This window comes from Citrobacter sp. TBCS-14, assembly GCF_005280805.1.
GTDB classification, from domain to species: domain Bacteria; phylum Pseudomonadota; class Gammaproteobacteria; order Enterobacterales; family Enterobacteriaceae; genus Citrobacter; species Citrobacter gillenii.
Map to the genome: position 1 here is coordinate 1 of NZ_SZWM01000256.1, position 227 is coordinate 227.

Sequence of the window (227 nt, forward strand, 5' to 3'; positions counted from 1 at the left end):
ATTTTGTCATCCCGTTCCCGAACCGTTGTGCGTTCGTTGTGATTAGCTCAGATCCGAATGACACATCATATGCTGAGATTTCACAGGCATTCCCTGTCAGTAATTCAAAATTCAGAGTCGGCTGCGCAACCGCAGAAGGTAATAACGTCAATCCGGCGAATTTGACATGTAACTGGTATGCGAAGGGGTGGTGATAATGAATATTTACTTTTATAGCGCGTCAACGA